The 26,052-nt window shown below is 70.8% G+C and carries 20 protein-coding genes and 8 pseudogenes; 13 read left to right on the top strand and 15 right to left on the bottom strand.

The genetic code is table 11. The features are described from left to right. Nucleotides 1-12 precede the first annotated feature (12 nt). Nucleotides 13-805: pseudogene (locus AB0F11_RS27750) on the top strand (IS5 family transposase). Here the strand turns inward: AB0F11_RS27750 and AB0F11_RS27745 are convergent. The 3 genes from AB0F11_RS27745 to AB0F11_RS27735 are packed head-to-tail and all read right to left on the bottom strand — an operon-like array spanning nucleotide 802 to nucleotide 5,894. Then, entirely contained in the window at nucleotides 802-2,646 is a 1,845-nt protein-coding gene (locus tag AB0F11_RS27745) for a hypothetical protein (RefSeq protein WP_362179136.1), read from the bottom strand. The pseudogene AB0F11_RS27750 and the gene AB0F11_RS27745 sit on opposite strands and share 4 nt — an antisense overlap. Nucleotides 2,647-2,661: 15 nt before the next feature. Beyond that, the gene (locus tag AB0F11_RS27740; protein ID WP_362179133.1) at nucleotides 2,662-4,209 is read right to left on the bottom strand and encodes a patatin-like phospholipase family protein; all 1,548 of its coding nucleotides are present in this window, start codon (nucleotides 4,207-4,209) and stop codon (nucleotides 2,662-2,664) included. Further along, a complete protein-coding gene (locus AB0F11_RS27735) occupies nucleotides 4,206-5,894 on the bottom strand; it encodes a GMC family oxidoreductase (RefSeq protein WP_362179131.1) in 1,689 nt (562 codons plus the stop codon). The genes AB0F11_RS27740 and AB0F11_RS27735 overlap by 4 nt, the downstream gene beginning before the upstream one ends. Nucleotides 5,895-6,255: 361 nt before the next feature. Here AB0F11_RS27735 and AB0F11_RS27730 point away from each other — a divergent pair. After that, nucleotides 6,256-6,400: pseudogene (locus AB0F11_RS27730) on the top strand (IS21 family transposase); the annotation flags it as partial. Nucleotides 6,401-6,459: 59 nt separating this feature from the next. Here the strand turns inward: AB0F11_RS27730 and AB0F11_RS27725 are convergent. The 3 genes and pseudogenes from AB0F11_RS27725 to AB0F11_RS27715 all read right to left on the bottom strand — a co-directional run. Then, nucleotides 6,460-6,834: an Imm1 family immunity protein gene (locus AB0F11_RS27725; RefSeq protein ID WP_362179128.1), complete on the bottom strand. Its 375-nt coding sequence runs from the start codon at nucleotides 6,832-6,834 to the stop codon at nucleotides 6,460-6,462. Continuing rightward, entirely contained in the window at nucleotides 6,726-7,571 is an 846-nt protein-coding gene (istB, locus tag AB0F11_RS27720) for an IS21-like element helper ATPase IstB (RefSeq protein ID WP_362179195.1), read from the bottom strand. Before istB ends, AB0F11_RS27725 begins: the two co-directional genes overlap by 109 nt. 39 nt (nucleotides 7,572-7,610) lie before the next feature. After that, nucleotides 7,611-7,748 (bottom strand): annotated as a pseudogene (locus AB0F11_RS27715) (transposase); the annotation flags it as partial. 163 nt (nucleotides 7,749-7,911) lie between these two features. On the opposite strand from AB0F11_RS27715, the pseudogene AB0F11_RS27710 reads away from it, so the two are divergent. Beyond that, nucleotides 7,912-8,655, top strand: a pseudogene (locus AB0F11_RS27710) (IS481 family transposase); the annotation flags it as partial. On the opposite strand, the gene AB0F11_RS27705 reads toward AB0F11_RS27710, so the two are convergent. Continuing rightward, nucleotides 8,598-10,451: a serine/threonine-protein kinase gene (locus AB0F11_RS27705; RefSeq protein ID WP_362179125.1), complete on the bottom strand. Its 1,854-nt coding sequence runs from the start codon at nucleotides 10,449-10,451 to the stop codon at nucleotides 8,598-8,600. The pseudogene AB0F11_RS27710 and the gene AB0F11_RS27705 sit on opposite strands and share 58 nt — an antisense overlap. A gap of 356 nt (nucleotides 10,452-10,807) precedes the next feature. On the opposite strand from AB0F11_RS27705, the gene AB0F11_RS27700 reads away from it, so the two are divergent. Further along, nucleotides 10,808-11,239: a hypothetical protein gene (locus tag AB0F11_RS27700; RefSeq protein WP_362179123.1), complete on the top strand. Its 432-nt coding sequence runs from the start codon at nucleotides 10,808-10,810 to the stop codon at nucleotides 11,237-11,239. Between the two features lie 21 nt (nucleotides 11,240-11,260). On the opposite strand, the gene AB0F11_RS27695 is transcribed toward AB0F11_RS27700, so the two are convergent. The 3 genes from AB0F11_RS27695 to AB0F11_RS27685 all read right to left on the bottom strand — a co-directional run bounded on the left by AB0F11_RS27695 (nucleotide 11,261) and on the right by AB0F11_RS27685 (nucleotide 13,006). Continuing rightward, complete coding sequence (locus AB0F11_RS27695) at nucleotides 11,261-11,893, bottom strand: IS5 family transposase (protein WP_362179120.1); 633 nt, start codon at nucleotides 11,891-11,893, stop codon at nucleotides 11,261-11,263. Further along, nucleotides 11,883-12,044 (bottom strand): transposase, encoded by a 162-nt coding sequence (locus AB0F11_RS27690; protein ID WP_362179117.1) that lies wholly within the window; start codon nucleotides 12,042-12,044, stop codon nucleotides 11,883-11,885. The genes AB0F11_RS27695 and AB0F11_RS27690 overlap by 11 nt, the downstream gene beginning before the upstream one ends. A gap of 269 nt (nucleotides 12,045-12,313) precedes the next feature. Beyond that, a complete protein-coding gene (locus tag AB0F11_RS27685; protein ID WP_362179114.1) occupies nucleotides 12,314-13,006 on the bottom strand; it encodes a DUF4241 domain-containing protein in 693 nt (230 codons plus the stop codon). Between the two features lie 201 nt (nucleotides 13,007-13,207). Between AB0F11_RS27685 and AB0F11_RS27680 the strand changes: the two are divergent. Beyond that, a pseudogene (locus tag AB0F11_RS27680) lies at nucleotides 13,208-13,654 on the top strand (ATP-binding protein); the annotation flags it as partial. A gap of 510 nt (nucleotides 13,655-14,164) precedes the next feature. On the opposite strand, the gene AB0F11_RS27675 reads toward AB0F11_RS27680, so the two are convergent. Further along, nucleotides 14,165-14,983, bottom strand: a complete 819-nt coding sequence (locus AB0F11_RS27675) for a lipase family protein (protein ID WP_362179111.1) — start codon at nucleotides 14,981-14,983, stop codon at nucleotides 14,165-14,167. Nucleotides 14,984-15,562: 579 nt separating this feature from the next. Here AB0F11_RS27675 and AB0F11_RS27670 point away from each other — a divergent pair. From AB0F11_RS27670 to AB0F11_RS27645, 6 genes and pseudogenes are all read left to right on the top strand, one after another. Further along, nucleotides 15,563-15,994, top strand: coding sequence for a hypothetical protein (locus AB0F11_RS27670; RefSeq protein ID WP_362179109.1), 432 nt, complete (start codon nucleotides 15,563-15,565; stop codon nucleotides 15,992-15,994). 50 nt (nucleotides 15,995-16,044) lie between these two features. Then, nucleotides 16,045-18,195: a trehalose-6-phosphate synthase gene (locus tag AB0F11_RS27665; RefSeq protein ID WP_362179106.1), complete on the top strand. Its 2,151-nt coding sequence runs from the start codon at nucleotides 16,045-16,047 to the stop codon at nucleotides 18,193-18,195. Between the two features lie 49 nt (nucleotides 18,196-18,244). Beyond that, nucleotides 18,245-18,814 (top strand): annotated as a pseudogene (locus tag AB0F11_RS27660) (IS5 family transposase); the annotation flags it as partial. Between the two features lie 29 nt (nucleotides 18,815-18,843). Continuing rightward, nucleotides 18,844-18,978 (top strand): hypothetical protein, encoded by a 135-nt coding sequence (locus AB0F11_RS27655; protein WP_362179104.1) that lies wholly within the window; start codon nucleotides 18,844-18,846, stop codon nucleotides 18,976-18,978. Nucleotides 18,979-19,242: 264 nt separating this feature from the next. Then, nucleotides 19,243-19,359 (top strand): annotated as a pseudogene (locus tag AB0F11_RS27650) (4Fe-4S binding protein); the annotation flags it as partial. Nucleotides 19,360-19,365: 6 nt separating this feature from the next. Then, entirely contained in the window at nucleotides 19,366-19,548 is a 183-nt protein-coding gene (locus tag AB0F11_RS27645) for a hypothetical protein (RefSeq protein ID WP_362179101.1), read from the top strand. 187 nt (nucleotides 19,549-19,735) lie between these two features. Here the strand turns inward: AB0F11_RS27645 and AB0F11_RS27640 are convergent, their stop codons facing one another. Continuing rightward, on the bottom strand, nucleotides 19,736-19,858 hold the full coding sequence (locus tag AB0F11_RS27640) for a hypothetical protein (protein ID WP_362179098.1): 123 nt from the start codon (nucleotides 19,856-19,858) through the stop codon (nucleotides 19,736-19,738). Between the two features lie 74 nt (nucleotides 19,859-19,932). On the opposite strand from AB0F11_RS27640, the gene AB0F11_RS27635 reads away from it, so the two are divergent. Next, on the top strand, nucleotides 19,933-20,541 hold the full coding sequence (locus tag AB0F11_RS27635; protein WP_362179095.1) for a hypothetical protein: 609 nt from the start codon (nucleotides 19,933-19,935) through the stop codon (nucleotides 20,539-20,541). A gap of 982 nt (nucleotides 20,542-21,523) precedes the next feature. Here AB0F11_RS27635 and AB0F11_RS27630 read toward each other — a convergent pair. Continuing rightward, nucleotides 21,524-21,677, bottom strand: a pseudogene (locus AB0F11_RS27630) (GNAT family N-acetyltransferase); the annotation flags it as partial. A 503-nt stretch (nucleotides 21,678-22,180) separates the two neighbouring features. Here AB0F11_RS27630 and AB0F11_RS27625 point away from each other — a divergent pair. Continuing rightward, the gene (locus AB0F11_RS27625; RefSeq protein ID WP_362179092.1) at nucleotides 22,181-22,795 is read left to right on the top strand and encodes a response regulator transcription factor; all 615 of its coding nucleotides are present in this window, start codon (nucleotides 22,181-22,183) and stop codon (nucleotides 22,793-22,795) included. Nucleotides 22,796-22,823: 28 nt separating this feature from the next. On the opposite strand, the gene AB0F11_RS27620 is transcribed toward AB0F11_RS27625, so the two are convergent. Beyond that, nucleotides 22,824-24,602: an ABC transporter ATP-binding protein gene (locus AB0F11_RS27620; RefSeq protein WP_362179089.1), complete on the bottom strand. Its 1,779-nt coding sequence runs from the start codon at nucleotides 24,600-24,602 to the stop codon at nucleotides 22,824-22,826. Beyond that, a partial coding sequence (locus AB0F11_RS27615) for an ABC transporter ATP-binding protein (protein ID WP_362179086.1) occupies nucleotides 24,599-26,052 on the bottom strand: 1,454 nt, incomplete at its 5' end. The genes AB0F11_RS27615 and AB0F11_RS27620, both read right to left, overlap by 4 nt.

Here is a 26,052-nt window from a genome sequence, read left to right as displayed (position 1 = left end):
CGTTTGGATCAGTTGGTCGTTGGTCCGGGTGTGCCGTTGACTGATGCGCAGTGCGCGCGGATCGAACCGTGGCTTCCGGACCGGACGCCCAAGCGGGGTGGCCGTTGGCGGGACCATCGTGAGGTGATCGACGCGATCGCCTACAAGTTCCAGACCGGGAGCGGGTCTTCACCGCCCTGGTGGCCCAGGCCGAGGCGGACGAGGATCTCAACTGGGCCGTGCCGGTCGACTCCACGATCGTGCGGGCCCACCGGCCCGCCGCTGGGGCCCGCAAAAAGGGGCCCCGGCCGGCGAACCGGACGACCATGCCATCGGCCGCTCCCGCGGCGAACTGACCACGAAGACCCACCTCGCCGCCGACGACCGCTGCAGGCCACTGGCCTTCCACCTCACCGCCCGACAGGCCGGTGACGCACCCGCCTTCACCGACGTCATGGCCCGCCCGCGCGTTCCCCGTCGGCGAGGACGGCCGCGCACCAGGCCGGATGTGGTCCTGGCCGGCAAGGCGTACTCCTCCCGAGCGATCCGCGAGCACCTGCGCGAACGCAGCATCCGGGCAGTGATGCCCGCCCCCGCCGACCAGCGCGGACACCGGGTACGTCGAGGCAGCCGCGGCGGCAGACCACCGGCCTTCGACCGCGAGACCTACACGCAGCGCAACACCGTCGAACGGCGCACCAACCGCTTGAAGCAGTGGCGCGGTCTCGCCACCCGCTACGAGAAGACCGCCACCATCTACCTGGCCGGACTCCACATCGCGGGCATCTCCCTCTGGCCCGCCGGTGATCCAAACGAAACTGCCTAGCCGCCGGGCATCCGCATCGGCGCGATCACCACGGGCTCCTCGACGAGCCGTACGGCCGGCGGTGTGGCGGGCACCGGCCGCTGCCACGTGGCCGGGGTGTCGGGGACCTCCTCGAGGCGCCAGTCCCGGCAGGTGTCGTCGAGCGCCAGCGGGTGGAGGGTGAGGGTGCCGTCCGGTGCGATGTGCATCCGGACGAAGCCAGTGTGGTCGTCGATGGACTGCCCGGACATCTGCCAGTCGGGCACCAGTCCCCGGCGGGTCCACAGCACCCACAGGGCGAAGAGCTCGGAGCCGAGGACCGCGCCCATCACCGCGGCGACGACCAGCAGGATCACCAGGAGCCAGAACCCGTGCCAGGAGGAAGGGACCAGCCGGGCCACGGCCACCGTGACGGACAGGGCCGCGACGGCGACCGCCACCTGGAACAGCACGGCCACGGCCGGACCGGACGGTGCCCTGGGCCGCTGCCGGCGCAGCAGTGCGCTCCCCCACGTGACCACGAACGGCAGAACGAAGCAGGCGACGCTCGCGCAGAGCAGGCCGAGCAGATCGTCGGTGCCGGCCCCGCGTACGGCGTCGACGGGGTCGTGCCCGCCCGCCGCCGGGGTGAACGCCGCACTCACCAGCAGGACGAGCACCACCTGCAGCACCCCGGCCAGGACGGCGAAGCCGCGGTTGCGCCGCGGAAGCCAGTGCCGGCTCCAGGGCTTGGCGAGCCCGCGCGCCAGCGAGCGGGACTCCTGCCCGTCGGGGTACGTGTGCTGGGCGAGGGCGAACGCCGGCGGCGGGTCGTCCTTCTCCCGCATCCGCGAGCCGGCCGGCGGCAGCGGCAGGGCCTTCGGAAGCCGGTGGGTGGCCGAGAGGTACGCGCCGCCCAGGCCGCACGTCACCATCTGGCGCCGCCGGGGGTCCGGCGGCAGGGACTCGTCGGATCCGGGCGGGTCGTCCGGCAGCCGTTCCGCGTAGCGGGCGTAGTGGTGCTTGTCGCCGGTCAGCCACAGCCGGACCGCCGCACCCGTCTCCTCCCGCCGGCCGGTCGCCCGGTCGAACCGGGTCCGGATGACGTTCCGGTCGAACCAGTGCAGGGAGTTGAAGGCGTCGGGTTCCTCGTCGCTGCGCACCCAGGTGGGCGCGGCGGCGCACACGATCACGCTGTCGCCCGGGCGCAGCTGCGGGGAGAGGTACGACTCGAAGTAGCGCCGCTGCGGATCGTCGACGTAGGTGCCGAGCTGGCTGTCCAGCCCGACGAGCCACCAGCGCTGGGGCAGCCGCACGGCGAAGTAGCTCCGGGTCTGCCGGGTCTGCCAGCCGCCGATGCGCCTTCCCTGGGCGAACATCCGCAGGAACGCGGTCAGTCCGTCGTACCAGTCGTGGTTCCCCGGCAGCACGACCATGAGCGGCTGGTCCGGTGCCTTCGGGAGCGCGGCGCGGTAGGGCCCCTTCATCCGGTCCTCGTACGCCGTCGTCGACGCCACCGGGTACACCTGGTCCCCGCCCAGGACGAGCAGCGAGCCGCGCGGGAGCGTGCCGGACCCGTCGACCGGGACCCGGGCCGCCGCCAGGGTCGACGCCACGGAGTAGGTCGCCTCGAAGCCGTCGCCGAGGTCGGCGACGAAGTCGATCCAGATCTCCTCGGCGCCGGGGTCCGCCAGGGGCGCCCGTAGCAGACCGGCCGGGAGCGCGCCCTGTATCTCGCGCTTGTCCGAGTAGCCGGCGAACACGCCGGCCAGCCCGACCTTGACCGCCGTACGGGCGAGCTCCTTCGGGGCCAGCCAGCGCACCGGTTCCTGTGGGGTGAACCGGAGCGCCGCCGCGTGTTCGCGCAGCTCACGGACGTCCATGGCCGGCTTCCCCGTTCACAGCGGCGACCAGGGCAGGACGCCCTGCGCGTACACGTCCCACAGCTTGCCGAGGAAGAACTGCCCGAAGCGCCTCAGCGTGTTCACCCGGCCGGGGAGCGTCGCGGCTTGGACCCGGAAGGTGGTGAGCTGCTTCAGGAAGTCGGCCGGGCGGATGTGCACGGAGCCGGAGGCCACGAGCTCTGCCTCGGCCTCCTCCTCGGCGTCGACGTGACCGCGGACGATCCGCGTGCGGAGGACGGACGTGTCCTTCCAGACCCCCCTGCGGGAATCCTCGCTGACGTCCTTGTATCCGCTGAGCGTGAGCCGGTGACCGGCGCGGTCGCGGAAGAACAGGCGGTACAGCATCCGCAGGTGTTCGGGGTCGGAGTGCTCCACGAACAACCGGAAGGTCCCTCGCTCGACCGGCAGGCGTCCGCCCAGCTCCTGGCAGAGGACCTCGCCCCGGATCGAGGCCTCGTGCTCGGGGCCGGTGAGGAAGCGGTCCACTCCCCGGATGTCGATGGTCAGGTGCAGGGCCAGGTCGGCGGCTGCCCCCGTCTCCGGCGAAGAGGGCTCCTGGTCGTCGCCCCCGCCGAACGCGACGCGGCCGACCATGCGTTCGGTGAACCGGATGCGGGTGGGGTCCTCGGGGAGGTCCGGAGGGGTGCCGGGCTTCCAGGGGATCCCCTGGTCCGTGCACCAGTCGCGGGCCCGCCGGACTCCGAGTTCCACGGCTTGGGCGAAGCGGTCCCTGCTGAAGTTGACGAGGTAGTTCAGGGGGACCTCGGCGCTCAGCAGCCTGACGTCGATCGGCCTTCCGAACTCTCCCGCACCCCCTTCGCGGATGGCCGCGTTGCTGGCCTCGATCCGCCGCAGCCAGTGCTGCAGCTGACCGTTGGCTGTCGTCTCGATGATGTGGAAGTAGTTGGCGACGAAGCCGTCGCGCCAGCGGTGCCGCCGGCTGACCGTCCAGATGATCCACAGCTCGTCGCAGCCGCGCCGGATCGCCTCCTCGATGTTCCCGTCGGTCAGGTACACCGGGTCGATGTAGGTCTTCCCGTCGAGGACGACCGGAGGGAACCACATGGGCAGCGACACTCCGGCGCAGAAGCGCTCCTCGTCCATCCGGTCGGCGGTCACGGCCTCCAGTTCGTTGGAGCTGAAGTCGTATAGGTTGAAGGTGGCCTCCCGGTCGGTGGCCCGGATCCGTTCCCAGTCCAGGCCCCAGCCCGGGAAGACGCGGCGCCGGTAGCCGTCGAGCGTGAAGAGGGAACGGGCGTACGGCCCCTTGGCCAGCTCACGCCAGTTGGGGGTGACGCCCGCCAGCGGAGACAGACCGCGCCAGTTGTCCGCTATCTCGCGTCCGGACATCCCCTGGCAGTACATCGCCAGGTTGAACACACCGCCGCTGGCTCCGTCGGCGTGGTCGAACTCCAACTCCGCCTCGTCGAGCAGGACCTGGAGGACCCCCGCCTGGAAGGCGACCTTGAGTCCGCCGCCGGCGAGGATGAGGGATCTGCGCGGGGAGCCGCTGCGCGCCGCGGTGGCCTGGCCGTTCGTCATGAGGGCCTCGTCGGGTTCTGCTGGTGATCCTCGATGATGCGGTCGGCCGAACGGTCGGCCAGCGCCGCGATGGTGAGGGAGGGATTGGGGCCCACCGGCCCGGGCATCACCGAGCCGTCGGCGATCGACAGGCCCGGGTAGCCGTACACGCGCCCGAAGGGGTCCACCACGCCTTCCTGCCTGTCGCGCCCCATCGGGGCGCCGCCCACGGGGTGCACGGTGATGAGACGGTTGAGCCACCACAGGGGATTCGAGGCGTAGTGCCCGCCCAGACCGTGGGAGACGCGCTCCATGGTCTCGTTCATCTGGTCGAAGTACCGGTCGGAGGCGGCCAGGTCCCAGTCGAGGTCCAGACTGCCGTCTTGGAGGAACATCCGGCCGTTGGGGACGTCCCTGCCCATTCCGAGCAACGGCAGGGACGTGGCGGTGAACATCCCCTTGCCCATGGTGTCGCCGAGCTGCCGGCCCACCCGGCTCCGCGCCGTTCTGGTCAGCTGCGACCATCCCCGCCGCAGCAGGAACGTGCCGACCCGGTGGGAGAGGGTGAGGACGTTGTGCTCGACGAGCCAGTTGAGGAACTCCGGGTAACCGGCGTCCTCGATGTAGAAGCCCCGTCCGCTGGCACCGTTGCCCGTGCGGTCCATGAGCATCGCACTCGTGATGACCGGGCCGAAGCTCGGCTCCGTCATGCGCGGCACGGACTCTCCGGGATCGCCGTCCCGCTTCTCCCGTGACTTGAACACCAGCCCGAGGAAGTCCCCGTTCCCGGAGAAGTGGGTGCCCAGCGCGGGGCTGAGGGCCGGGAAGGCGCTGCGATTCCGCAGCAGCAGATAGGTGGTGCCGAGGGTGCCGGCGGCGAGCACCAGCCGCCTGGTCCTCAGGGTGCGCCGCCGGGGAGAAGCGAGTGGGTCCCCGTCCCCGGCGGCGCCGTGCTCGTCGTACGAGACCAGGAACCCCTCCTGGACCGGTTCGAACGAGCGGACCTCGCAGAGGGTCCGGATGTCCACCCCGAGCCGGTTCGCGGCACTGAGATAGGTGAAATCCAGACTGTTCTTGCTGCCGAAGTTGCAGCCCACGTCGCATTCACCGACGAGCCTGCACGTGTAGCGCGGGCTGTGGTGCAGGTTGTCCTCGCCGCCCTCGATGGGAGCGCCCGGCACCGGGGGGTCTCCGAAGGAGACGGCCAGCGGTGGAAGCTCCCACGGGAGACCCAGCCGCGCGGCCGCCTCCCGCATGGCCAGGGTCTTGGGCGTGTTCCGGTAGGGCTCCAGGTGGAACGGATAGCGCTGCGCGCCCATCATGGCCTCGACACGGCCGTAGTGCGGATCGAGGTCCGCACGGGTGACGGGCCAGTCCTCGTAGCCGCCCTCGAACGGTTCGTGCACGAACCAGCTTTCCGGCTTGCGGATCAGCACGTTCGCATAGATCAGGGATCCCCCGCCCAGCCCGCTGGACACCAGGGCGTCGAGTTTCGAGAAGCTCCACATGTCGTACAGCCCGTACAGCCCGGAGTCCGGATCCCAGAAGTTCTTGGCCGCCTCGTGCGGACTGCGGGGGAAGGACCCGGGCGGAAACGGCTTTCCCCGTTCCAGAAGACAGACCCGCAGGTCCGCCTCGGCCAGCCGGAACGCGGACACGGACCCGCCGAAACCCGACCCCACGACGACGGCATCGAAGACCTCCACGCTCGCCACCTCTAGCAGTCGAAGCCGGTTCCCTGACTTCCCCCGCAGGCGGCCGCCCCACGCCCGTCCCTTAAATGGTTCACCCGCGCGCGGCGACGCGCACGTCGAAGCCCCGTCCGCACGGCGGGCCGCACGGAACCCACACACCCCTGGCTCGGCGCGGCGCCGGACCAGCCCTGTTCGGCCGGCGGCGGGGCACCGTCGCGGACCCCACCTGTCCGCGATCCCCGCTAGCGTTCCGACCGTGGCCCACGAACATCGCGCCCCCGCTCCTGTCCACCCGCGCCCGTAAATGCATCGACGTCGAGGACCAGGGCCCGGCCGCCACACAGCTGCTCGGCGTGCAGGGAAGCCCCGAAGGGCCCACGTCGGCGGCGTCCCGATGACGATCGTCTACGACCGCACCAAGACCGTCGTCCGCCGCCACGTCGCCCCGGGCGAGGCGGTTCCACTGCACCCGGAAGCGGTCGGCTTTCGCCGGCCACTACGACTTCGACATCGACGTGTGGACGGTCACTCATTTCCCCAGGGCTAACTTCACGTAATTCCCCAGGTGCTGGCCTCGTCAGCGGTCGATTGCCCAAGGAGCGTCTGTGGGTGGGGCACCGGTTGTGAGGATGCGGCTGACGATCCGCATCGCTTCGGTGAGAGGGACGGTGTCCTCGTCGGGATACTCGTCGTGTTGCCCGTTCGCCAGGACGAAGCCGCTGCTCGAGCTGCTGGCTCCGGGGCTGAGGGCGTGCTCGCCGGGATCGGCCTCGTCATCGAGGAGCATGACGATCGCGCGGTCGGCGTTGCTGATGACGGCTAGCGAACGGCCGCGCGAGCTGGTCAGCCAGGTCTCGAGGTGTCCGGCTGCGATCCGTTCTTGAAGTACGTCCAGCGCCGTGGCGGCCGAAGCAGGCACGGCGCTGTCGGTGAAGACCCAGGACTCGACCATGTGCACGACTCTCTCACATAGTCTGAGTTGGCCGTTCTAGCTGGTCGGGGGCGCTTGTTCGGGCGGTAGCTGGGGCCGTTCATGATGACCTGGTGGCTGGTATTGATCAGCCGGTCCAGGAGTGACTCGGCGACGACGGGGTTGGGGAAGAGCGGATACCAGTCGCTGGGTGCCCGGTTGCTGGTGACGATCAGGGATCGGCCCTGCCGTTCGCTGACCAGCTCGTAGAGGTCGTCGGCCTGGGCCGCGGTCAGCTGACGCATGGCGAAGTCGTCCAGGATGAGGACGTCCGGGCGGACCAGCTCGCGCATCCGCTTCTCCCAGGTCCGGTCCGCGTGCCCGCCGGCCAGCTCGGCCAGGATCCGGCTGGTCTTCGCGAAGTGGACGTGGGCACCCAGGCGGATCGCCAGGTGCCCGAGGGCCTGGGCGACGTGGGTCTTTCCGACCCCGACCGGCCCGAACCGAATCACGGACTCTCCGGCATGGAGCCATCGGAGTGCGGCCAGGTCACGGATCTGGGCGGCCGGAAGCTTCGGGGAGGCGGCGAAGTCGAACTCCTCGAGAGTGACTTGCTGTTCGAACTGGGCCCGCTGGAGTCGGCGCTGGAAGGCGACGGTCTCGCGGCGGGTGATCTCGTCCTGGCAGAGGACCTGGAGGAAGTCGAGGTGTCCGAGTTCACCGCCGTGGGCCTGGGCCAGCCGGGCATCGAGCGTTTCCAGCATCCCGGAGAGCCTCAGGGCCTTTAGGGACTCGCGCAGGGCGGTGAAGACCTTCTCCCAGGTGCCGTCGGCCGCCCACTTCCGCAGCCGGTTGTGGGCGCCCTTCCATGAACCGAAGTGCTCGGGCCGGTCCATCCATGGCGTACTGGTGCGGTACTTGAACGCGATCGCGTCGATCACCTGCCGGTGATCCCGCCACCGCCCACCCCGCTACGGTGTCCGGTCCGGTAGCAACGGCTCGATGCGTGCCCAATGGGCGTCGGTCAACGACACACATCAACCAACGATCCGATGATCTGAAGAAAACGGCCTGAGGGCTTGCAGATCAGCAAGGTGATGCTTCCCGTACTGGAGCTCGTGGGGTCCCGCCCGCATCGCCGGACTCCTGGACGTGCCCGCGTCCACGGTGCACCGGGTCCTCGTCCGCTACCGGATCGCCCGCCTGACCCATCTCGACCGGGCCACCGGGGCCGTCATACGCCACTACGGACGCGCCAGGGCGAACTCGTCCACGTCGACATCAAGAAACTCGGCAACATCCCCGACGGTGGCGGCGACAAGACCCTCGGCCGCCAGGCCAGCCGCAAGAACCGCAAGAACGCCGGCTACGGCTACATCCACACCGCCGTCGACGACCACTCCCGCCTCGCCGACAGCGAGATCCTCGAAGACGGGAAGAAGGAGACCGCACCGTCTTCTGGCAGCGGGCACACGCCTACTTCACCGGCGTCGGGATCACCGTCGAACCCCGTCCTGACCGACAACGACTCCTGCTGCCGCTCCCGCATCTGGCGGGACGCCCTGATGCGCGGCCGGGCTCGCACACAAGCGAACCCGACCCTACCGGCCCCAGACCAACGGCAAGGTCGAACGCCTCAACCGCACCCTCCTCTACGAGTGGGCCTGCGCCCGCCCCTACCGGTCAGAGCAGGAACGACGCGACGCCTTCCCCCAGTTGCTGCACTCCTGCAATCACCACCGCGAACACACCACGCTCGCAGGCCAACCGTACGGATGGGTCGTACGGGCCGGGCGCCGGAGGCGTCAGTGCTTCTTCGGATCCTCGGCGTTGCGCCAGATGGTGAGGTCCACCGTGATGTAATTGCTGGCGTCCTTTGCGTCCGACTTGCCACGGTACGTCGCCACGGCGATGTGTCCCGCGTCGCTGAGCACGCAGACTTCGGAGCCGTCGGTGAGCTGGTCGAGCTTGATCTTCTCGGTGTAGCGGGTTTCCGCGCGGCAGGTCTCCAGAGAGCCCTTCTGCGCATTGTTCAGCACGACCAGCTTGCCGTTGGCGGTGCCGACTTGCTTGTCTCCGAAGAGGCTGTCGAAGTAGTAGTAGAAGTCCCCGTGGTTGTACAACACGCCGCTGCTGCCGCCCGAGGCGGGCCGGGGCGGGTTGTCGGCGAGCATGACCTGGTAATTGGCCGTGATGTTGACGCCCTGGTAGGAGGCCGGGGTGGGGTCGGGCCGCTTCTGATTCTGGGAGCCAGAGCTCGTGGGGCCGGGGCTCTCGCCGGCAGCCGCGCCGCTGTTGGTCCCGCTGCCGCGGCTGCCGCTGCTGCTGGTCTTGCCGCTCTTGGCGGATCCGTCCGGGAGCAGGGAGCCGATGACCGCGACGCCGATGACCGCGGCCACGATCGCCCCGGCGATGACCAGCCCCTTGGGTCGCGAGCTCCGGGGGGCGGCGGGTGGGTAGCCGGTCTGGTGGAGCGGCGGCGTGGGGTGACCAGGGGCCGCGTAGCCGGGCGGCGAAGTCTGGTAGCCGGGCGGGGTGGTCTGGTAGCCGGGCGGGGGTGTCGGGTGGCCGGGGGCCATCGCCGGGGCGGCCGGGGCGCTCTGCGTGGGCGCGTACGCAGGTGCCGGGGGCTGCAGCGGGTACGAGGCGGGCGCAGGTGCCGTGGCAGGGGCGGTGGCCGGCTGCGGCGGTGCAGAGAGCTCGGTCGGGGTGGGGGCGGCAGTGGGCTGGGGCGGCGGGGTCCTCTCCGGTTCGGGCAGCTGGAGGCGTTCGGTGATGGAACCGGCGACCGCCTGCGGGAGCCAGTCCTCGCCCTGGCGCAGCGGCGCGGGAGAGAGGGCGTGGCACATCTCGATGACCTGGGTGAGGGTGGGCCGGCCGGCGGGGTCGCGGCTCAGGCACCGGGTCACCAGGGGCCGCAGTTCGGCAGGCAGCGCGCTGAGGTCTGGGTCCTCGTGCACGATGCGGTACAGGATCGCGTGCGAGTTTCCGTCGCCGTAGGCGGGTGCGCCGATCGCCGCGAAAGCGATGATCTGGCCGAGGGCGAAGATGTCGGTGCCGGCGGTGACCGTCCCGGCGGAGGCCTGCTCGGGCGCCATGAACGCGGGCGTACCAACGCTGACTCCGCTGCTGGTCAGGGAGGTGGCATCGGCCGCGCGGGCGATGCCGAAGTCGATTACGCGTGGGCCGTCGGAGGCGAGGAGCACGTTCGCCGGCTTCAGGTCGCGGTGAACGATGCCCGCGGCGTGGATGACGTGCAGCGCCTCGGCGACACCGATGGTCAGCAGCAGGACGCTGCGCAGCGGCAGCCGGCCGTGCCGGGCCACGGCGTGCGCGAGGGAGGGGCCTGGCACGTAGGAGGTGGCCAGCCAAGGCTGCGCTCCCTCGGTGTCGAAGTCGATGACGGGCGCGGTGTACAGGCCCTGCACGCGCTGCGCGGCGCGTACCTCCTGCTGGAAGCGCCGCCGGAACTCGGGGTCCTCGCTGAACTCGGGCCGGATCACCTTCAGGGCCACGGGCCGTCCGCCGAGCGTGTAGGAGAGGTACACCTTGCCCATGCCGCCCGCGCCGAGCACGGCGGCCAGGCGGTAGCCGCCCACCGTGGCCGGGTCGTCCTGCCCGAGTGGTTGGAAGAGTTCGGCCGGATGTGTGCCGCTCATGAAAAAACCGTCCTCCATCAGGCAGTTCAAAGCCCGCCGACGCCCCGAAGCCAACCGGGAGAGAGTATCCGACTCCGGTCCGGCCGGCCGCGCGGATTCCGGGGCCGCCTCACCGGGCCGGAAGGGCCGGCGGCGGTGGTAAGCGACGGTGACGACCAGGATGAGGAGGTCCCGGACATGAAGGGCGGCGGGCACGGTGACCGCCTGCCGAGGGATGCGCCGTCCGCACAGTACGGGGACCCGCGCGGGCTGCGGTCGGCCGGCCGGCTCGTGACGCGGGCCGTCAGTGTTCGGCCCCTGGCTGATGCTCGGCGGTGGTTCTTCAGTGGTTTGGTGTTTCGTTTTCAGTGGGTCCTGTGGCTTGTGACCTGGTGATTTGCCGTGGTGTTGTGGTCTTGCTGAGAAGCTGTTTTCCCAAGGCAGTTGCTGCGTTTCCGCTGGTCAGGAATGAGATCGATACCTCGACGGCAGGGGTGACGTGTCGTGTCGTCTATGTGGTGGAGGTTCCGGATGCCATCGGTGATGGGGCTGCTGGAAGAGCCGTGACCAGTAAGTGTCCGGGGCCCGTCAGGGGTGCCGCGCCGGGTTCGGTGGTGCCGGTGTGGCGCGCGGAGCTCGATGTGGCCGTTCTTGCACCGGACTACCGGCGGATCATGGGCATCGTGGCCGGCGGTGGAACCCCAGTGGACTGCCGGCAGCTCGCCGCGGCGCTCGGCCTGGAGCCGGTTCCCGCGAAGGTGGAGGGTGTGCGTTCGAAAGCGGAGCGCCTGGCTGCCCGGGATGGCTGACCGAGAAGAGCTCCGGGATGTTCAGTGCCGTCGCCGGGCGAGGCGCCGGCTCATGACCGTGCTCATCGACCACAGGACCATCGCCTCGGCGCTGTTGGTGCGGGTTTCGTAGTCGCGGACCAGGCGGCGTGAGCGCATCAGCCATGCGAACGTTCGCTCCACCAGCCATCTCTTCGGCAGGACGACGAAGCGGGTGGTGTCGTCGCTGCGTTTGACCACTGTCCGAGCGATCTGCAGGACGCTGCGGGCGAAGTCGACGAGGTGGCCTGTGTATCCGCCGTCCGCCCAGACCCGCGTGATGCGCCAGTGCCGCTCGCGCAGCCAGGCCAGCAGCGTCTGCCCGGCCTCCCGGTCGGTGACGGACGCCGCCGTGACCACGACGGTCAACAGCAGGCCGAGGGTGTCCACCACGATGTGGCGCTTGCGTCCGTTGACCTTCTTGCCGCCATCGAAGCCCCTGGTCGCGGCTGGCACCGACGCAGCCGCCTTCACCGACTGAGCATCGATGTTGCCCGCCGTCGGCTCCCGATCGCGGCTGGCCGCTTCACGGATCCGGTCCCGCAGCCGGTCGTGGAACTCGGCGATCCAGCCGTTGTCGCGCCAGCGTCGGAAGAAGGCGTAGACGCGGCCCCACGCGGGGAAGTCAGCAGGCATCGATCCGCCAGGAGATACCGCCCGCGACCAGGTAGCGAACCGCGTCGACCATCTGCCGGTGGCAATAGCCCTCCGGCTGCCCGCCACGGCCCTCCAGCCATCCCGGAACCGGCAGAACGGCACGGACCTCGGCCCATTCCGCGTCCGTCATGTCCGAGGGATAGCGGGGCTCCCGGCCTGGACGATCGCCTGCATTATCGTACGTGTGAGCGAGTCGGTCACGCGACGGGGAAGACGCGTTGGACGAAGCGGCGGCCAGCACGAAAGACTGCAGCACCAGGGTCCCCTGACGCCCGGAGGGATTCGATACCCACGAGCTGTTCGGGAGACCCTGCCTTCATGGCCAGACCACCGGAGTATCACCCGGCCGGGCAACCGAACTCGAACTCACGCCCACCATGATCGATAGAACAATGCCACTCAGGCCAGAGGGGTCGTGGCCATTTGGCCTGGCACGATGATCGAGGCCATGGTGCCGGTCCGAGTACGCCCGATCCAGACCGGGGCCCCTCCTTCGGGGACGTCGAACGCGATGAGGTCGGCCTTGAACTCCTCGTTGCTGCTCTTCTCGAACCAGCCGTCGCACAGGTCCTCGGTGTCTCGGTCCGGGGCGGGCGTCGTTCCCCACGAGGCTGTGGCACGTCGGAAGTGGTGGAATGGCGCTGTCAGCGCTTCCCAGGCCTCGGCGTCGGCGATGGCTCCCGTGGCATCGCTGTCGGAGTTGAACCCAGCTGTCGCGACGCCCGCATCCCCGATGTCGTCGTTCACCCCTACACCCGCCTCCCAGACGACCACCGGGTCATCACTGACACGCAAACGGATGGCGGCACATTCCCGTCCGTCGAAGTACTTGCCGCCATGCACGTACGGCGCCTCCGTCCAAGCAGCCTCGACGCGGTAGGTACCTGGGGGGATGCGGGCCACGATCTCGCGCCCTTGGTCCTCGGACCACGGAGAGTCGACTATCAACCGACCGCTGGGGACACGGACCGTGGTGACTTCCTCCACCTCGACGACCTCGACAGCGGTCAGCGGGTCGTCGGCACGCACCCCAAGACGTGTGCCGGGCACGAAGACCGAATCCAGGAACTCCGCAACCTCCGGCTCCGCCATCAGCCGCGCATTCCCCACCCACGCCATCACGCACCCCCGCATCTCCATCAAAAACCGACGTGGCCGAACCATACGTGGTGCCAATGCACCCGACCGAGAACCCTCGTTCGACCGCCAAGCGAACCTCTCGGTACGACAACAGCTACTAAGGGCCACATTGCGAGACATCGAAGACCCTTACGGCAACCTGCGAACTCCACGCCGCCGGGAGTGGGCAAGCCACACATCGCCGTCGCTTTTGCGGTGGCGGCCTGTCGAGCCGGCTGCTCGATCTACTTCACCAGCCTCGACGACATGGTCCGCAACCTCAACGCCGCCGAGGCCGCAGGGCGCCTGACCAGCAAGCTCGGCAGCTATCTCCGGCCGGCGATCCTCGTTCCGGACGAGGTCGGCTACCAACCCCTCGCCCCCGCGGAGGCCAACCTGGTCTTCCAGATGATCTCCAAGCGCTACGAGTAGGGCTCGATCATCCTGACCTCGAACAAGACCTTCAGCAAATGGGGACAGATGTTCGGCGACGAGGTCCTGGTCACCGCCATCCTCGACCGTCTCCTCCACCACTGCGGAGTCATCTCCATCAACGGCCCCAGCTACCGTCTCAAAATCCGCCTTGCCGCCATCGAGCGAGACCGAGACAACGCAGCCTGATTCCATGCCAACGACACGCCACGGCGACCGCATCAAGCCGCCGTCCATGGCCGGCGGCCCAGTGGGCACTGCGAGCTGCCGACGAGCCTCTGAGGATGGCGAACTCTTTCGGCCCCTGGACGAGTCGGCATGCGCCAGTGTCCTGGTCGACGAGGATTGGCCAGTTTCCGCCAACCCGGATCTGACGCCCTTCCTCGTCCTTCGCGGTGGGATGCCAGGTGAAGCCGAACACGCCGGTGACGGCCGGAGTCACCCACAGGCCAAGCTCGAAGGCCCATTTATCCCATCGCTCGGTCAGGCCGCGACCGAACTCCTCCGCAAGCCGCTTTGCCTCGCTCTCCTGGAAGGACCCCTCCTACTGCAGTTCACCACAGCCAGACCTTACGAGAACAGACTCCGACCCGGTGCCGTACTTTGCGGAGCAGTCAGAGGAGTACGCCGACATGGAGCTCCCAAAGGCGTGGTCGCGCCGCTGCAGAGCAGCGGGTGCGGTGCGGCTGGGTGCGGGGGTCAGGCGAGGTTCTTCTCCAGGGCGGTGAGGTAGTTCTTGATGGGGTGGTCGCGCAGGCTGTCGCTGGCGGGGGCCAGGAGGTCGGCGGTGGCGTCCTTGACGCGGTCGGTCAGCGTGCCGAGCAGCGGCATGGAGGAGCGGGCGCGGCCGCTGGCGTCGATGTAGTGGAGGGTGTCGGCGTGGGTGTAGGCCGGCTCTGGGGGGAGCGGGGGGACGATGTCGTTGTTGTTGACGTACCGGTGGAGTCGGTCCTTGAATCCCTTGTTGCAGGAGGCGGCGAGGAGCCGGTCGCAGGTGCGGGGCTGGCCGTAGGTGTAGATGCCGTCGGCCTGCAGTCGAGGTTCCTCCAGGTACATCCGGCAGCCGGCGAGCATGGCGAGCGCGCCGCCGAGGCTGTGGCCGGTGAACCACACGCTCTGGTCGTTGTCGCGGAGCTCGGCGAGTGCGTTCTTGACCGTGGGGAAGATCGAGTCGAGGGCCTGGCCGAAGCCGTAGTGGATGTAGCCGGTGCCGGCCGGTCCGGGCCAGGGCGGGGTGCTGGCGTCGGAGAGCCAGTCGCGGATCTGGGCCGGCTCGGTGCCCCGGAATCCGGTGATGATCATCTTGTCGCTGGCGATCGTATAGGCCTGGGTGTCTTCCAGGGGGAACGGCGGCGTGAAACGTGTCTGGTGGTGCCGTACGTGCTCGAAGCCCCACTCGCGGGCCTTGGCCTCGATGGTGGATTCGTCCTTGTAGGCGAGATCGGCGGCCTGGACCATCCGGTACGCGACCTGGGGGCTGTGCTTCCTGGCGGAGTGGTCGATCATCGGAGTGGACACGGCTCTCTCCCTGTCGGGACGGGGTCGATGAGGCTGCGCGCGCGTGTCGTCCGGCCTGCCGGCGGGCAGCCAGACGTTAGCGGAGTCTGCGTACGGGACCGTGCGGGCCACGTCGGCGACGGTTCGCAGGAACGATCCCCCCTCACCCGGTCGGCCTCGACCCGATCCGCGATGCCTGACGACTCCGTTCGGTACGGGCCGCGCCCGGCTCCCACGCCGGTGGCTCACTGCTGCGGCGGATCCGAGCCGGGCGGCTGTCCCCCCCATGGGGGCTCCGCGGTGGGTCCGGCAGGTATACGGGGCGGCCAGGTGCGACCCCGGACCGAGGCAGAAAGCAGGCCACGACTACGCGGGCTGGGGCGTCCCGGTCGCGGTCCCGCGGCCTCGCGTGCCCGCAGCCCGGCTCGGCAGCCGCCGTCCAATCCCGCCCGCTACCGCGCCTCACCTGCTGCGCCGCCCGCGTCGTGGGGTGGGGCGGGTCACTCCAATGGCAGAGTCCGCCAGGCCCGTAGCCGGGCCCAGGGTGATGGTGAAGGGGATGCCTGTTCCCCGAAGGTCCGTTCGAAAGGGGATGCCGTCGTGTCATCGAAGACCGCACGTTTCGAGCCTCGCCGCGGCTACACCCATGTCCGCGTCACCCTCAGGCAGGATGCGCCTGCCACCTGGCCCGCAGAGCAGGACGCCGCGGACGATGCCGAGGTCTCCTTCGCGTTGAGCATCCCCCATGATTCCCGCACCGGCACCGTGTCCGAAGCGGACGGCCATGCTCCGGCGCGGCTGGTCGACGAACTCCTCGGCTGCGCGGCCGGTATGCCACGCGAGAGCGTCAACCGCATGCTGGCCAGCTCCGACGTCCACGAGGCCCGGCTCGGCCGGGCCGTGCGAGCCCTGCAGCAGACCCTGGGTGCTCCCGGCACGGCAGCACCCGGCATGGCGGCCCACGGTTCCTCCGCGCCCGCTCGCGCCGAGGGCACCGCGATCGACCCGGTCACCCACGACCCTGGCTGGTGACCGCCGCCCCCTTTTCCAGACCGTGGGGGCCGCAGAAGGGAACAGCAGCCATGGGCAGTACAGCGTCCCGGCCACACAGGCATCCGCGGAGGGCCGGCACCACCCCGGCGGCACTGCAACCGGCCGAAGCCGGCGCAGGAAGACAACGCGTCCTAGTCACCGACCTTGACGGGACCGCCCTGGCCGGCGACGAGGCCAGCCGCCGCCGCCTCAGACAGGCCCTGGACCACAACCCCCACATCACCGTGGTCTACGCGACCGGCCGCGCCCTCGCCTCGGTGCGGGCCCTGCTCGAGGTGGAGGTGCTGGCTCCGCGGCCGCGCTGGATCATCGCCGACGTCGGCGCGAGCATCATCGATGCCGCCACCATGTCGCACTGCCCGAACCTGGAGCGGCCACTGCGTGCCGGATGGCCGGGAGCAAGACGCGTCCGCCAGGCGATGCGCCGCTTCCCGCAGCTCATGCCGCAGGCCGTCGCGCAGGAGAGCCGGTGTTCCTACTACCTGGCCCACCAGGAGCTGACGCGAGAGATCACGGCGGCTGTGGAACAGCTGGGATGCTCCTGGACGTACTCCGCCGACCGCTACTTCGACGTCCTGCCGCCCCATGCGGGCAAGGGGCAGGCCCTGCGCCGGCTCATGCGCCGCTGCCACTGGCCCACCGGCCATCTGCTCGTGGCCGGGGACTCGCTCAACGACCTCACGCTGTTCGGCCTCGGCGCCCACGGCGTCGTCGTCGCCAACGCCGAGCCCGTCCTGGCCACGCAGCTGGCCGACGACCCGCTCATCCACCACCCGCCGCTCGACGGCGCCGCCGCAGTCCTTGAGGCCCTGCAACACCTCGGCTGGGTAGAGCGCCCCAAGCAGGTGGTGATCGGATACCACCGGCCCCCCTGGCAGCGGTACGGCGGCCGCTGGCGGCAGCCGGCCAGCCCCAACGGCATCCTGCCCACCCTGGTGTCCGCCCTGGGATCCGACACCGAAGGCCGGCTGGATGCCGTATGGGCCGCTGCCACGACCGAGGACGCCTCCACCGCGGCCACCATCCCACCCGGACTGCCACTGACCCTGCTCCCGGTGCCGGCCGACCAGTGGGCCGGATACTTCCACCGGGCCTGCAAGGAAACACTCTGGCCGGCCCTGACCGCGCAACCGCACCGCGTCCGGCACAACCCGGCCGACTGGGCCCACTACGAGGCCGTCAACACCGCCTTCGCCACACACATCAGCACCCACGCCGCGCACGGGGCAACGGTGTGGCTGCACGACTACAACCTCTGGCTCGTCCCCGGCCGCCTCAAGGAACAGCGGCCCGATCTGGCCGTGGGCCTGTTCCACCACACCCCCTTCCCCGACCCGGCAACCTTCCGCAACCTGCCCGTCGCGCAGCAGCTGTCCTCCTCGCTCGCACAGCTGGACTGGGCCGGCTTCCACACCACCGCGTTCGCCGAACACTTCCAGAACCTGCTGGCCGGCGCAGCCCGCAAACCCCGCATCGGCGTGCACCCCCTGGGCATTGACCGGCCTGCCGTCGCCGCCCTCGCCCGCTCCCGCCACCCCGCCGTCCCCGACCGGCCCGACACCATCCTCGTCCTGTCGGTGGAACGCCTCGACTACGCCAAAGCCCCCGTACAGAAAGTCCACGCCCTGGCCCAGCTCCTCGATCAGCAGCCCGACCTTCGCGGACGCCTGCAATACCGGCTCGTGTGCCCGCCCCCCGAACCGGGCATCCACGCCTACGACTCCACCCGCACCGATCTCGAACGAGCCATCAACGGCCTCAACAGCCGCCTGGGCGATAGACAGTGGCAGCCGGTCGACTACATACCCTGCACCCTTCCCTTCGAAGAGGTCATCGACCACTACCTGGCAGCCGACGTCTTCTGGGTCACCTCCCTGGCCGACGGCATGAACCTCACCGCCCAGGAATACCTCACCGCCCAGACCGCGACCGGCCGCTCAGGCGTACTGATCCTCTCCCGCCACGCCGGCGCCGCCGACCACCTCGCCGGCCACGCCCTCCTCACCGACCCCCACTCCGCCCACGACCTCGTCGACAAACTGCACACCGCCCTCACCATGACCCCCCGGCAACGACGCACACACACCATGCGCCTGGCCCAAGCCCTGACCACCCCCACCCCCGCCCAGTGGGCACGCACGATCATCGACGCCATCGCAGACACAGGCACCCCGGCGTAACCAGCGGGCTGCCCGCGCACGCCTCCGGCACGGCGCCCAGACGGCCGACGGAAACATCGACTGGCTGGTGTCGGTGGACTCCAGCATCGTCCGTGCCCACCAGCACGCGGCCGGAGCCCGAAAAAGGGGGCTCCAAAGCCCGGCCCTCGGACGGTCCCGAGGCGGACTGACCAGCAAAATTCACCTGGCCTGCGACGGCTCGGGCCGCCCGCTCGCCTTCGTGCTGACGGGCGGGAACACCAACGACTGCACCCAGTTCACCGCCGTGATGGAGGCGATACGGGTGCCCCGGATCGGGCCGGGCCGGCCCCGGGTAAGGCCCGACCACGTCATCGGCGACAAGGGCTACAGCTCGAAGGCGATCCGCGTCTGGCTGCGGCGCCGGGGCATCACGCACACCATCCCGGAGCGGTCCGACCAGGTCCGCAACCGGGCCCGGTGCGGCAGCCGGGGCGGCCGCCCGCCGACCTTCGACAAGCAGGTCTACAAGCGCCGCAACGTGGTGGAACGGTGCTTCAACCGGCTCAAGCAGTGGCGCGGAATCGCCACCAGATACGACAAGACGGCCCAGGCCTACCGAGCAGCCGTCACCCTCGCATCGCTCCTGATGTGGGCGTGACACTTTGACGACAACTCCTAGTGCGGTACATGATCGGCGACACGGACGCCGATGCCTTCGGCCTGGCCCGCTCGCCGTGGGATGCGGTGGTGGTGGCGGCCGCCGTCAAGGGCTTCTTCACCGGAACCCAGGCGGCGGGCTGCCGACACCGTCGGCGACCATGACGCGCATCGCGACCGACATGGTCGGCCGCGCGATGAACGACGGCAAGAAGGCCGACCTGACGATGCCGCTGCACCTCTACAAGCCCCAGTAGCCACCTGTCTTTAGGGCCCTGCGCCCCGGCCGGGGCCGGCGCGTGCCGTCCTCGGCCGGGCCGCGTGCTGATCGCCGTGCCCTCGATGCTCTGTGCGTATCGGGCTTCGGCACCGGTTTGCCGCCGGCGCGTTGGTCATCGCAGTGCACCGAACAAAACAGGAGAACGGGTAGTGGCTACCAAGATCACCGAAGACTGCATCAACTGCGGGGCGTGCGAGCCTGAGTGCCCCAACGAGGCGATCAAGGAGGGGGACGAGATTTACGAGATCGACCCCAATGCCTGCACGTAGTGCGTGGGCTTCTTCGACCATGAAGCGTGCCAGGCCGTGTGTCCGGTGGAGTGCTGCCTGCCGGACCTGGGCAACGTGGAGACCGAAGAAACCCTGATCAACGGGGCCTTGAAGCTGCACCCCCAGGACGTCGAGCATCGGCGCGAGGTGGAGGCGAACGACTACCCCAGCCGCTTCCGCAAGTAGCCACCACCGTGACGACGGCACCACAGGCCGAAAGCGGCTGGTGCCGCACATTCCGGGTCGGCCAGGCAGGCGGGTGCGACCGGATCACCACCCGGCCACACCCGCCCCGTGCCCTCTTTCGTCACCCTCGCCGGCCGCTGAGACCTTCCCGCGATCGTGACGTCTCGACTCCTTGGGCCTCGGGGTGTCAGGAGCTCACGGCGGCCCGGCGGGCGTGGTGCTGGCGTACGAGCGCGGCGTGCATACGCGCCACCGCGGCGCGGTCGGGCACGTGATAGACAGCCGCGTCACGCTCGTAGTTGTCGAGCATCCGCCGGTCGGCCTACGACGCAAGAGGCGTCGGATGATGGGCCACCCTGCACCTACTCCCATTCTTGAGGCGCCATGACCGACTACGTACAGGCCGTTATCGACATGCTCGGCCACCCGCAGGCCGACGGTGCCACCCCTGCTGCCTGGATGAGCCTGGAAGGCGAGCTCGGACGGTCGCTGCCTGCGGACTACAAGGCGATCGCCGATGCGTACGGGGCCCGCCAGATCAACCATCACCTCTACCTGGACCGTCCGAGGACTGGGTGGCGGGACCTGGGCGCGTGGATGCGTCGTACGTCCCAGCTGTGGTCACAGGAGAAGGCGGTGAAGGAAGGCGTGGAGTCCCCTGTCGATCCCCGTGTCGTCTTCGGCCTTCCGGAGATCACCTTCGGCACGGCCGAGGGCCTCATTCCCCTCGCGGGCACCGATCAGGGGCACATCATCTTCTTGGCGCCACAGGTCCATGGGGTGCCCGACGGGGTCGCCGTGCTGAGCAGGGAGGGTGCATGGGCCGGCTATGCGCTGCCCTTCGCCGAATGGCTGTACCGCTATCTGATCGGCGAGGAGATGTGCGGCTGGGACAGTGCGGTCTTCTACCCCGGACCTGTGCATATGGAATGCCTTTCGACGGATCCGGGACAGCAGACTCGGATCGTCTACGGCCCACCGCGAGGCATGTAGACGGGAAAGGCTCAGCCGCCTCAGGCCGGCCGGCCGTCACCCTCGGATCCAGATGAGGATGCCAGCGAGTCGGAGCGCGGCCAGACGGCACGCTGGTCACGCTGTGGTCGGCCAATGGGTCCAGTTCGCAGTGGTGGCAGGTCATCGGGTGACCTCGTAGTCGTTACATGGGCAACACCTCGGCTCCACACCCCCACCGCTGGCTCCCCTCCTCAGTGATCCTCTTTGATCCTGTTTCTCCGGAGTGAAAGAGGCAGGTCGGCAGGGGTCTTGTGACCTGGCGAAGCCTCCGTCGCTGGTGTGCTGATCTCACTCATCACATCGGCGGTGGAGGCTTCGTGCTCCCGTGTTCTGCCACGCTGGACGTCATGTACGAGCTCGTTGAGCATGTCTCTTGGCGCTTGGTGGGGTCTCGACGACGCGACCGGCCAGTGTGCCGCGCCGATGGCGGAGGACCGGGACTTCCATGCATCGCGGTAACGTTGGGTGACCCGGGGCGCGGATCGGTGAGGGGGGTCTGAGGCGGGCTTGCTGGCGACCCTCGCTCGGTGGTTGACCGCCTGGTGAGAGTCGCTTCTGGCCCGAAGCCTAGAATCGATTTGCCGGCCCGACACCGAGCTCGGGGGTACTGGACTGACCTCCGGGGCGCTCGACGGAGCCTGCGTGTGCTCAGCCGCCGGTCAACCCTCCGCTGAGAGCAGCAGCCCGACCCTTCTCGTTGATTCTTTTAAGGGTGTCGTAATACGCATGTAGGTACGTGGTGTTGTCCAGGCCCGCACATGCCGAGGGTGGCGGATCGACGGTCAGGTGATCGTCCTTTGTTGAGCTGCCCTGCTCGACGATGGCCGCGACGCACATCACCTACTGCTGCTCTGCGGACAGCGTCGGCGACGAGCTGGCCGCCGGGCTCGACGATGCGGGTGGTGGTGTGGGGGCAGGCTTCGACTCCGTGCTGGAACAGCCTGTCAGGGCCGCGCACGTCTTCCCAGGCGCAGCCCAGCCGAGACTCTGGCGCTCAAGCCGTACTCGCCAGTCTCAGCGACCGGTGGGCCGAAGCCGTCAGCGTGCAGTGCGTTGAGGGCTGCGTTGTCGAAGCCGCCCCGCCACTCGGACTTGATCGAGCAGCTCTGCCAGATGCGACCTCGACCGCCAACCCATACCCGCGCGTACGCCGCCCAGCCGACCTCCGGTGAATGACTCCCGCCCGCCGACGCTCCGCCTGTGCGCCTCCCGCTCCCGGGCCGACGCACGGCCGTCCAGGACGGCCGACTGCGGTACCGACAAGACGCCACCCCCGCTGAACGGCGCAGACGCGGCCCGCCCCGGCGCAGCTGCCGGAGGCCGCTCTCGAACCGGGTGGGCGGGGCGTCCCGCGTAATGCCGCGGACGGTGCCGGACCGGGCCGGGTGGGCGGCATGCGATCGGAATCGGCCCCACCGGTTCGGGGTGGCCGCGCGCGTCTCGCGGCGTCACGGGTGTAGCTGTGGAGCGTGGCGCGCAGGTGGCGACGTAGAGGGCCGCACCGGCAGGGAGCGGCGTTCGGCCACGGGTGCTCGGACGGGGCGGCATGCGACGTTCCTCCGCGGCGGAGTTGGGCACCCGCTTGGTGCCCAGTGATCACCTCCTGAGGAGAGCCCGGATGACCAAGGTCCTCGTCCTGCACAGCGTCAGCATCGTGAGGTCGGCCCTCGCCGCTCTGCTGAGATCCGAAGGCGGCTTCGACGTCACCTGTGCCGGCTGGCGGACCTGCGCACGGCGGGGTGACTCCTTACGCCCGGACGTGACGGTCGTCGACCTCGACTGTCCGGGCGCGTCGGCCGCCCTCGAGGCCGGCACCGCCACCGGCTCCGCCGGTCCGCTGCCCGAGCTGCCGCCTCCGCTGCTGGTGCTGGCCACGCCGGGGGCGCCCGGCTCGCTGCGGCGGGGCGTCCGGGCCGAGGCCCGCGGCTACGTGGACAAGGACGGGTCGCCCGGTCGGCTGGTCCGGGCGGTGCGCAAGGTCGCCGCCGGGGAGCGGTTCGTCGACGCCTCCCTGGCGTCGGCCCTCCTCGACGCCGACGACGTGCCGCTGAGCCCGCGCGAACTGAGCGTGCTGGCCCGAGCCGCCGAGGGCGACTCCGTCGCGGAGATCGCGCACGCCCTGCACCTCGCCAGCGGCACGGTGCGCAACTACATGGCCGCCGTTAAGCGCAAGACCGGCGCCCGCAACCGGATAGACGCGATCCGGATCTCCCGGCAGGCCGGCTGGGTCTGAGGCGTCGGGGCCAAAGGCACCGGCCCGTTCACCCCTGCGCGTCCCACCCTCCCACGAGGTCGCGGTAGAGGGGCGAGCGGGCCGGGAGGTCGGCGTGCGTGCCGTGGACCGCGCGGGTGCCGTCGAGGACGAGGACCCGGTCGGCGCGGGCAGCCGAGGAGATGCGGTGGGCCACCACGACGAGGGTTCCCGGGCGTCGGGCGAGCGCCCGTTCGGCGCGCTCCTCGGCCTCCGGGTCGAGGTGGCAGGTGGCCTCGTCGAGCAGCAGCAGCGGCGCGGGGGAGAGGTAAGCGGCCGCGAGGGCCAGCTGCTGGCGCTCGCCCTGGGACAGCCGGGACGGGTCGACCGGCGCGTCCGGGCCTCCCAGCCGGTCCACCAGCCCGTCCACGCCGAGGGCGGACAGGGCGTGTTCCAGCCGCTCGTCCGGCACCGGCCCCGGGGACAGGTGGCCGAGGTACTCCCGGACGGAGCCCGTGAAGACGTAGGCCTGCTGCGGCAGCAGGGTCCGCCGGGGGTCCGGGCCCCGGGCGGGACGGCGGCCGGCCGGGGCACCGGCCAGCAGTACGGTGCCCCGGTCGGGTGGCAGGAGCCCCGCCAGGAGCGCGGTGACGGTGGACTTGCCGATGCCGCTCGGTCCGACGACGGCGAGGTGCTCCCCCTCGCGCAGGACCAGGTCCAGGCCGTCGACCACCGGCTGGGCGTGGGGGCCGTACGCGAAGCGCACCCGGCGCAGCTCGGCCGCGGGAACCGGGACGCCGGCCGCCGGCCCCGGACCGGGCTCCCGCACTCCCGGCGACGGCTGAGGCGGTTCCGTACGGGGGGCGGGCTCCGGCCCGCGGGCCGGCCGGGGCGGGCAGAACCGGTCCAGCACCACCAGGAGGCGGGTCCCCGCGGCGCCGAGGGCGCCCATCAGGGCGTCGAGCGCGGGCAGCAGCGACTGGACCAGGTAGGTGAGGGCGGCGGCCAGCGCGCCCGCGCTCAGCCCGCGCCCGATCAGCCAGGGCGCCGCCAGCAGCAGCACGACGACGGGCAAGCGGCCCGCCACCCCGAGGGCCGTCGTGCGCACGGCGGCCCAGCGGGCGAGCCGCCGGGTCAGCCGTTCCTGGTCGGCGATCAACGACTCCAGGCGGCTGCCCGCCTCGGCCCCGCCTCCGCAGGCGACCACGTCGCGCAGGCCCGCCGCGAGCTCGCCGGCCCGCGCGGCCAAGGCCTCGTCGGTGTCCAGTACCCCCCTCTGCACCCGCGCCATGGGGCGCAGGGTGACCAGGAAGCCGACCGTCCCCACCAGCAGCGGCGGCAGGACGAACAACAGCAGCACCGGCGCGAGCGCGGCCATCCCGGCCAGTGCGCCCGCCGCGGTGAAGACGAAGGAACGGGCGACGAGGACCAGCCCCGCGAAGGAGTCACGGGCCATCTCGGTCTGCAGGGTGAGGCGGGAAACGGCCCCGGAACGGGCGGCCCGCGCCGGATCGGCGGCGGCGCCCTCCAGCGCCTGCCGTACGGCCCGGCGGACCAGACCGTCCCGCAGCGGTTCGACGAGGTCCGCCAGCCCCGCGAACACCCTCCGCAGGGCCAGCCCGCCCAGGAGGGCGCCGGCCCCGGCGACGGCGAGCCAGCCCAGGCCCGTTGCGGGCCGGGCGGCCAGGAAGCCGTCGTCGAGGGCGCGGGCCACCGCGTAGCCGCCGAGGAAGGTGTGGGCGGACTCCAGCAGGGACCACAGGGCGAGGGTGCCCAGCGTCCGGGCCCGCCCGCGTAGGAAGCGCCGTCCCTCGGCTCCGACCCGCCCCCAGGCGCCGTGCCCGTTCACCGCACCGCCTCCCGCGCCATCGGCCCGCCGTCCGGCCTGTCGGCCCGCTCGCCGGCGGGCTCCCCGCCGGCCCCGAACACCGCGCGGTAGGCGGGGTCGCGCCACAGCCCGGCGTGCGTCCCGGTCGCCCGCACCCTGCCCTCCTCCAGCCATACGACGAGGTCGGCGCGGGCGGCCGTGGAAGCGCGGTGGGTGACGACGAGGCGCGTCCCGGCCCGCACGCCATGCGCCAGGGCCCGCTCCACCTGGCGGGCGGTGACGGTGTCCAGGCTGGAGGTGGCGTCATCCAGCACGAGCAGGCGGCCCGCGTGGCAGAACGCCCGCGCCAGACCGAGCCGTTGCAGTTCCCCGCCGGACATCGGGGCCTCGTCGAGCGGCGTCCGGTAGCCGTCGGGCAGGCGGCGTACGAACGGGTCGGCGCCGGCTGCCTGGGCGGCGGCCCGCACGGCGTCCGGTCCGGGCTCCGGCGGCGCGCCGAACGCGATGGCCGCGCCGACGCTGTCCCCGAACAACGCCGGCCGCTCGAAGGCGTGGCCCACCTCCCGGCGCAGCGCTCCCGCGGTGAGTTCCTCGAGCGGGGTGCCGTCCAGCAGCACCTGGCCCGCGTCACAGGCGGTCAGGCGTCCGGCGACGGCGGCCAGCAGCGTCTTGCCGGAGCCCGAGCGCCCCACCACCGCGGTGGTGGCGCCGCCCGGTATCCGCAGGTCGACGTCGTGCAGGACGGTCCTGCCCGCCCGCTCGACGCGCACCCCGCGCAGTTCCAGGGCCCCCGGGCCGGCGGGGACCTGCCGCCGCTCGCCCTGCGGGAGCTCGGGCAGGTCGAGGAGGGCGGCCGTGCGGCGGGCTGCGGCCCGGCCTCGCACCACCATGGACAGCCGGCCCGTGACGGCGCCGACGCCGGCGGCGAGGCCCGCGTAGCGGACGGCGGCGAGCAGGCCGCCGACGCCGAGCGCCCCGGCCGCGAGCCGAAGGCCGCCCACCGCGAGGACCACGTACAGCAGGACAGGCATCAGCGTGCCGGTACGCGCGGTGGCCGCGCCGTAGATCCGCCACATCCTCCGCCCCTCGCGGCCCAGTTCGGGCAGGTGCGCGAGGACCCGGGCGGCCTCCCGCTCCGCGGTGCCGGCCGCGGCGATGGTGCGGGCGCCGGCCAGGGCCTCGGCGAGGCGTCCGGCCATGGCGAGCTGCAGCTCCTGGTACCGGCCGACGCTGGCCCCCGACGCGCGCGCGAACGTCCGCAGCAGCAGGGCCAGCAAGGGGAGTCCGACCAGGAAGGCCACGCCGGTCCAGACGTCGACGAGGAACAGGGCCGCCAGTCCGCCGAGCGGCGGCAGCAGGGCCGTCGCGGTCGTGGCGACGGCCGCGGGAACGGTTCCGGCGCCGGCGGCGTGGGCCGTGAGCCGGGCCGAGACCTCCCCGGGGGCGTGGCGCTGCGCGTGGTGCGGCGCGG

The organism is Streptomyces sp. NPDC032472, from assembly GCF_040636955.1.
Taxonomy (GTDB): domain Bacteria; phylum Actinomycetota; class Actinomycetes; order Streptomycetales; family Streptomycetaceae; genus Streptomyces.
This window is presented reverse-complemented; position numbering and strand designations above follow the sequence as displayed.